This is a genomic window from Streptosporangium sp. NPDC051022 (genome assembly GCF_040683035.1).
Classification (GTDB): Bacteria; Actinomycetota; Actinomycetes; order Streptosporangiales; family Streptosporangiaceae; genus Streptosporangium.
In genome coordinates, this window is record NZ_JBFBCF010000072.1 from 1 (window position 1) to 6,727 (window position 6,727).

6 protein-coding genes are annotated in these 6,727 nt (G+C 71.6%); all 6 read right to left on the reverse strand.

Annotated features, from left to right (window positions below; translation table 11 throughout):
- Window positions 1–97: 97 nt before the first annotated feature.
- Window positions 98–1,027: a lipoyl synthase gene (gene lipA, locus AB0N02_RS47065; RefSeq protein WP_363961677.1), complete on the reverse strand. Its 930-nt coding sequence runs from the start codon at window positions 1,025–1,027 to the stop codon at window positions 98–100.
- Window positions 1,028–1,119: 92 nt separating this feature from the next.
- The gene (gene lipB, locus AB0N02_RS47070) at window positions 1,120–1,797 is read right to left on the reverse strand and encodes a lipoyl(octanoyl) transferase LipB (RefSeq protein ID WP_363961679.1); all 678 of its coding nucleotides are present in this window, start codon (window positions 1,795–1,797) and stop codon (window positions 1,120–1,122) included.
- Between the two features lie 28 nt (window positions 1,798–1,825).
- Window positions 1,826–2,563, reverse strand: a complete 738-nt coding sequence (locus AB0N02_RS47075) for a peptidase E (RefSeq protein WP_363961681.1) — start codon at window positions 2,561–2,563, stop codon at window positions 1,826–1,828.
- Window positions 2,564–2,601: 38 nt separating this feature from the next.
- Window positions 2,602–3,498, reverse strand: a complete 897-nt coding sequence (locus tag AB0N02_RS47080) for a TIGR01777 family oxidoreductase (RefSeq protein WP_363961683.1) — start codon at window positions 3,496–3,498, stop codon at window positions 2,602–2,604.
- A 150-nt stretch (window positions 3,499–3,648) separates the two neighbouring features.
- Window positions 3,649–5,115 (reverse strand): 2-oxoglutarate dehydrogenase, E2 component, dihydrolipoamide succinyltransferase, encoded by a 1,467-nt coding sequence (sucB, locus tag AB0N02_RS47085; RefSeq protein WP_363961685.1) that lies wholly within the window; start codon window positions 5,113–5,115, stop codon window positions 3,649–3,651.
- 35 nt (window positions 5,116–5,150) lie between these two features.
- Window positions 5,151–6,530, reverse strand: coding sequence for a dihydrolipoyl dehydrogenase (lpdA, locus tag AB0N02_RS47090; protein ID WP_363961687.1), 1,380 nt, complete (start codon window positions 6,528–6,530; stop codon window positions 5,151–5,153).
- Window positions 6,531–6,727: the final 197 nt, after the last annotated feature.

Here is a 6,727-nt window from a genome sequence, read left to right on the forward strand (position 1 = left end):
ACAAATAATCCCCCTGGGGGGCCCGGCGCTCCCCCACACCCCCCAACGCCCCCCCCCCCCCCCCGGGGCCCCCCCCCGGCCCCCCCGGTGAGCGCCGTCAGGCGTGCTGGCGGGCCTCGATGGCCTGCTGGTACAGGCGGCCGGCCCGATAGGAGGAACGGACCAGCGGGCCGGACAGGACTCCGGCGAAGCCGATGGCCTCGGCCTCCTTCTGGAGCTCGACGAACTCCTCGGGCTTCACCCAGCGGTCCACCGGGTGGTGGCGCGGGGTCGGGCGGAGGTACTGGGTCACGGTCAGCAGGTCGCACCCGGCCTCGTGCAGGTCGCGCATGGCCTGGACGATCTCCTCGCGCTCCTCGCCCATCCCGAGGATCAGGTTGGACTTGGTCACCATGCCGGCCCGGCGGGCCTTGGTGATCACCTCGAGGGAACGCTCGTAGCGGAACGCGGGACGGATGCGCTTGAAGATCCGCGGCACGGTCTCGACGTTGTGCGCGAACACCTCGGGCTTGGCGGAGAAGACCTCCTCGAGCTGCCCCTGGTCGCCGTTGAAGTCGGGCACCAGCAGCTCGACGCCGCAGCCGGGCACCGCCGCGTGGATCTGCCGGGCGGTCTCGGCGTACAGCCAGGCGCCGCCGTCGGGCAGGTCGTCACGGGCCACACCGGTCACCGTGGCGTAGCGCAGGCCCATCTGCTGGACCGACTCGGCGACCCTGCGGGGCTCGTCGGTGTCGTACTCGGCGGGTTTGCCGGTGTCGATCTGACAGAAGTCGCAGCGGCGGGTGCACTGGTCGCCACCGATGAGGAACGTGGCCTCTCGGTCCTCCCAGCACTCGTAGATGTTGGGGCAGCCGGCCTCTTCGCAAACCGTGTGCAGACCCTCGCGTTTCACCAGCGACTTGAGCTCGGTGTATTCGGGCCCGGTCTTCATCCGGGTCTTGATCCACGGGGGCTTGCGCTCGATGGGGGTCTGGCTGTTGCGCACCTCCAGGCGGAGGAGCTTTCGGCCTTCAGGAGCAACGGTCACGCCACTCAGCTTATGTCTCATGGGAGCGACGACGCGCACGAGGTGCCGTGTCGCCCTTGCGACGCCGTCAGGCGTCGCAAGACAACACGACCTCAGCGCCGGAAGAGGTCCTCCTCCGGCAGGTCGAAGGCCTGCGCGCCGAGCGCCTCGACCAGGTGCTTCTCGGCGTACGGCATGACCTCGTCGACCACGATCCTGCGCCCGGTCTCCGCCGACAGCGAGGAGACCCCGGCGTCGCTGATCCCGCACGGGACGATCCGGTTGTACCAGCTCGGGTCGTTGGAGCAGTTGAGCGCGAAACCGTGCATCGTCACGCCCCGCGTGACCCGGATCCCGACCGCGCCGATGTTGCGGTCCGGCAGGCCGTGGGAGGGGTCTCCGGCCACCCAGACGCCGCTGCGCCCCTCGACCCGCCCCACCTGCACCCCGAAGTCGGCGCAGACACGGATGAGCGTCTCCTCCAGCAGCCTCACGTAGGCCACGACGTCCAGCCGGTCTCCGAGCTTGACGATCGGGTAGCCGACGAGCTGGCCGGGACCGTGCCAAGTGATGCGGCCACCCCGGTCGACCTCGATGACCGGGGTGCCGTCCGCGGGCCGCTCGTGCGCGGCCGTACGCTTGCCCGCCGTGTAGACCGGCGCGTGCTCTAGCAACAGGCAGGTGTCGGGAATCTCCTCGGCCACGCGGCGGGCGTGGATGCGCCGCTGAAGATCCCAGGCCTGCTCATAGGGGAAGTCAACGCCAAGACGAACGATCGCCAGCTCATTCACGGTTAAAGAGTAGTTGACCCGTTCGGGCTCAAGTCGTGAGAAGGCGAGGCTCGATGCGGAACTCCTTGACCCCGTTCTCCCCCTCGTGCTCGACCCGGTAGGCGTAGCCCTTCGGGTCGACGGTCACCGCCTGGATGAACTCGGTGCCCACGTAGTGCAGCGCGACACCCTCGTCCGCGGCGTAGCCGCCGGGCAGCTCCCCGGAGGCCACCGACCGGTGCAGCAGCTCGCGGCGCTGGGGGTCGGAGTTGTAGTGCACGCCGCACGAGTAGGGCAGCAGGCCCAGGCCGTCGGCCCACACCCGCAGCTCGGGCCCGAAGGAGTCGGTGTTACCGCCCACGTGCCAGCACAGCGCCCCCGCGCTCTGCCCGGACAGCACCACACCCGCCCGCCACGCCTCCGCGAAGGCCTCGTCCAGGCCGTGCAGCCGCCACAGCGCCGCCAGGTTGGCCACGCTGCCGCCGCTGACGTAGATGACGTCCTGGCTCAGCATCCACTCGCGCGGGTCCTCCACGTTGGGCATCGGGAAGACGGTCAGGTGGCTGATCTCGACGTCCCAGGCCCGGAACGCGCCGTACATCTTCAGCAGCCACTCGGAGTCGTCGCCCGTCGCGGTGGCGAGCAGGCCCAGCCTCGGCCGGTCCTGGCCGGTCAGGTCGAGGGCGTAGCGCAGCAGCGGGCTCGCCTCCAGAACCCCCTGACGTCTGGAGAGACGGAACGATCCGCCCCCGATGGCGAGGATGTGAGACTGCCCCGATCTGCCCATATGCGATCTCCCAGTTACTGTCAGCGGAAACAGGGACCCTAGAGTACGGCGGCCAGTGCGTCGCCGAGGCGCATATGCCGGAACGTGTGGCCCGCCTCGATCAGGCGCCGGGGAAGCACCCGCTGCCCGGTGAGCACGCCCTCCCGGGCGAACTCCCCGAGGGCGGTGCGCAGCACGAACCCGGGTACGGCCAGCGGCATCGCCGAGCGGCTCACGGCCCGGGCGAGCGTCCTGGTGAACTCCGCGTTGGTGACCGGCTCCGGCGCGGTCAGGTTCACCGGGCCCGAGAGCCCCGGATCCCGCAGGACGTGCCGTACGGCCTCGACCCAGTCGTCGATCGAGATCCACGACCAGTACTGCCCGCCCGACCCCAGTGGTGCGCCCAGTCCCAGTTTGAAGACGGGCAGGATCCTGGCCAGCATGCCGCCCTCCTTGCTCAGCACCAGGCCGGTGCGGAGCAGCGCGACCCGGACGCCCGCCTCCGCTGCGGGCTCCGTCTCCGCCTCCCAGGGGACGACCACCTCCCGGGCGAGGAAACCCTCGCCCGGCGGGAAGGACTCGTCGACCTCGCGGTCGCCGGTGTCGCCGTAGAAGCCGATCGCGGAGCCGGACAGCAGCGCGGCGGGCCGTTCCGAGGCCTGGGTCAGCGCCCTCACCAGGGTCCTGGTGCCCTCGACGCGGCTGCGGACCACCTCGCGCTTGACGTCGTCGGTCCAGCGCCGGTCGCCGATGCTCGCCCCGGCGAGGTGGACCACGGCCTCGGCGCCCGCGACGGCCGCCGGATCGAGAATCCCCCTTGCCGGGTCCCAGAACGCCTCGTCGGGGCCTCGCGGCTCCCGCCGGACCAGACACACCACCCGTGTGTCGTCGGCCCGCAGCGCCTTGACCAGAGCCGTTCCCAGCAGGCCCGAGGACCCGGTCACGATGGTCGCCATGTCACCCAATCTAATCGACCTTCCCCTGGGATCTTCGGAAAGCGGGCGGTCACCGGATTCGTGGCGCGCCGGGCGGGCGGGAAGGGCGGGAGGGAAACAGACCGGGCCGGCCCGCGAAACGCGGACCGGCCCGGTGGGAGAGAACGGGGACTAGGCGTTGAGGCCCAGCTGGTTCTCGAAACGGCCCTCCTCGAGACGGCGCTTGACCGTCGTCAGGAAGCGGGCCGCGTCGGCGCCGTCGACCAGGCGGTGGTCGTAGCTGAGCGCGAGGTACACCATCGAGCGGACGGCGATGACCTCGCCCTCCGGGGTGTCCAGGACGACGGGCCGCTTGACGACCGCGCCGGTGCCCAGCATGCCGACCTGCGGCTGGTTGAGGATCGGCGTGTCGAACAGCGCGCCACGGCTGCCGGTGTTGGTCAGCGTGAACGTGCCGCCGGTGATCTCGTCCGGGCTCACCTTGTTGGTGCGGGTGCGCTCGGCCAGGTCGGCGATCTTACGGGCGAGACCGGCGATGTTGAGGTCGCCCGCGTCCTTGATCACCGGGACGAGCAGGCCGCGCTCGGTGTCCGTCGCGAAGCCCAGGTGCTCGGTGTCGAAGTAGGTGACCTCGTTGGTCTCGCTGTTGATCGTGGCGTTCAGCTTGGGGTGCTGCTTGAGCGCCTCGACGGTGGCCAGGGCGAAGAACGGCATGAACGAGAGCTTGACGCCCTCACGCCGCTGGAACTCCGCCTTCGCGCGGTCGCGCAGCTGCGCGATCTTGGTGACGTCGACCTCGACCACGGTGGTGAGCTGGGCCGAGACCTGCAGCGACTCGACCATGCGCTTGGCGATGGTCTGACGCAGGCGCGACATCTTCTCGGTACGGCCACGCAGCGTGGTGTCCACCGCGACCGGCTCGGCGGCCGGGGCGGCGGCGGGCGCCGGGGCCTGGGCCGGGGCGGCGGCCTGCGGGGCCGGAGCCTGCGCGGCGGCCTGGGCCTGGGCCTGGGCGGCCGCGGCCTGCTCGCGCTGGCTGCGGGCCGCCTCGAGCACGTCCTGCTTGCGGATGCGCCCGCCGACGCCGGTGCCGTTCAGCGCCTCCAGGTCGACGTTGTGCTCGCCGGCGAGCTTGCGCACCAGCGGCGTGACGTACGGGCTCTCGCCGGCGGGCGCCGGCTCGGCGGCCGGGGCGGCCGGAGCGGGAGCCTGCGGGGCGGGAGCCGGAGCCGGGGCGGGTGCCGGAGCGGCGGCCTGCGGAGCCGGGGCGGGGGCGGGGGCCGGGGCGGGAGCCGGGGGAGCGGCCTGCGGCGCGGGCTGCGGGATCGAGGAGATCGGCGGGGCCGGGGCGGGCGCGGGCGCCGGGGCGGGCGCGGGCGCCTGCGTGGCCCCCTCGGTGGCGTTCTCGTCGATGATGGCGAGCTCGGCGCCGACCTCGACGGTCTCGTCCTCACCAACGACGATCTTGACGATGATGCCCGCCGCGGGCGACGGGATCTCGGTGTCGACCTTGTCGGTTGATACCTCGAGGAGCGGCTCGTCGGCCTCGACGCGCTCGCCCTCCTTCTTCAGCCAACGGGTGACGGTGCCCTCGGTGACGCTCTCGCCGAGCTGGGGCATCTGTACGGACTTCGGCATGATGGCTTCTCTCGCGTTCCGGCTGAGGGCTGGGATCAGTTGTGGACGTGCAACGGCTTGCCGGCCAGGGCGAGCATCGCCTCGCCGACGGCCTCGGACTGGGTCGGGTGGGCGTGGATGAGCTGGGCCACCTCGGAGGGCAGGGCCTCCCAGTTGTAGATCAGCTGTCCCTCGGTCACGAGCTCGCCGATGCGGCGGCCGACCATGTGCACGCCGAGGACGGGCCCGTCCTTCTCCGAGATGATCTTCACGGCGCCCTGCGTCTGCAGGATCTGGCTCTTGGGGTTGCCCGCGAGGTCGTAGGTGAACTCCACGACCTCGTGGCCCCGCTCCCTCGCCTGGGCGGAGGTGATGCCGACCGAGGCGACCTCGGGGTCGGAGTAGGTGATCCGGGGCACGCCGTCGTAGTCGATCGGCACCGGGTTGAGCCCGGCGATGTGCTCGGCGACCAGGATGCCCTCGGCGAAGCCCGCGTGGGCGAGCTGCAGGGTCGGGATCAGGTCGCCGACGGCGTAGACGCCCGGCACGCTGGTCTGGCAGAACTCGTTCACGACGACGGTGCCGCGCTCGATCGCGATGCCCGCCTCCTCGAAGCCCATGCCCGAGGTGACGGCGCCGCGGCCGACGGCGACGAGCAGCAGCTCGGCCTCGAGGGTCTTGCCGTTGGCGAGCGTGACGACCACGCCGGTGTCGGTGGTCTTGACGCTCTCGAAGAAGACGCCCAGCTCCTGCTTGATGCCGCGGCGGCGGAAGGCGCGCTCGAGCAGCTTGGAGCTCGACTCCTCCTCCAGCGGGAGCAGGTGCGGCAGGCCCTCGACGACCGTGACCTCGGCACCGAAGGAACGCCAGACGCTGGCGAACTCGACGCCGATGACACCGCCGCCCAGGACGATCACCGAGCCGGGCACGCGGTCCAGCTTGAGCGCGTGCTCACTGGTGATGATCCGCTCGCCGTCGATGTCCAGGCCGGGCAGCGACCGGGGGGCGGAGCCCGTCGCCAGCACGATGTTGCGGCCCTCGTAGACGTCGGAGCCGACGGCGATCCGGTTCGGCCCGACCAGGCGGCCCTCACCCTCGACGATCGTGATGCCCTTGCTCTTGAGCAGGCCCTGCACGCCCTTCCAGGCACGCGTCACGATCTTGTCCTTGAAGGCGTGGACCGCGGGCACGTCGATGCCCTCGAAGCGGGCCTTGACGCCGTAGGTCTCGCTCTCGCGCGTCTCGTCGGCGACCTCCGCCGAGTGCAGGAGAGCCTTGGTGGGGATGCACCCCCGGTGCAGGCACGTGCCGCCGATCTTGTCCTTCTCGATCAGGACGACCGTCTTGCCCAGCTCGGCCGCCCGCAGAGCGCAGGCATACCCACCGCTACCGCCACCCAGGACGACGATGTCGTACGGGCCGCTGCCATCAGCCACAGAAAAGCTCCTTGTTCGGATCGAAATACCGTGTCGCGGTCGCGCCCGCTCCGTGCCTTCGCCGGACCCGCGGGCGGCGAGCGGCCGCCGCGCCCACCCCCCCCCCCGCCGCGGGGCCCCCCACCCGTCCGCGTCGGGGGGGGGGGGGGCCTCGGCCGTTCCCCGCGCGTGGCCCGTGCGCGCCCCGGCCCCGGCCG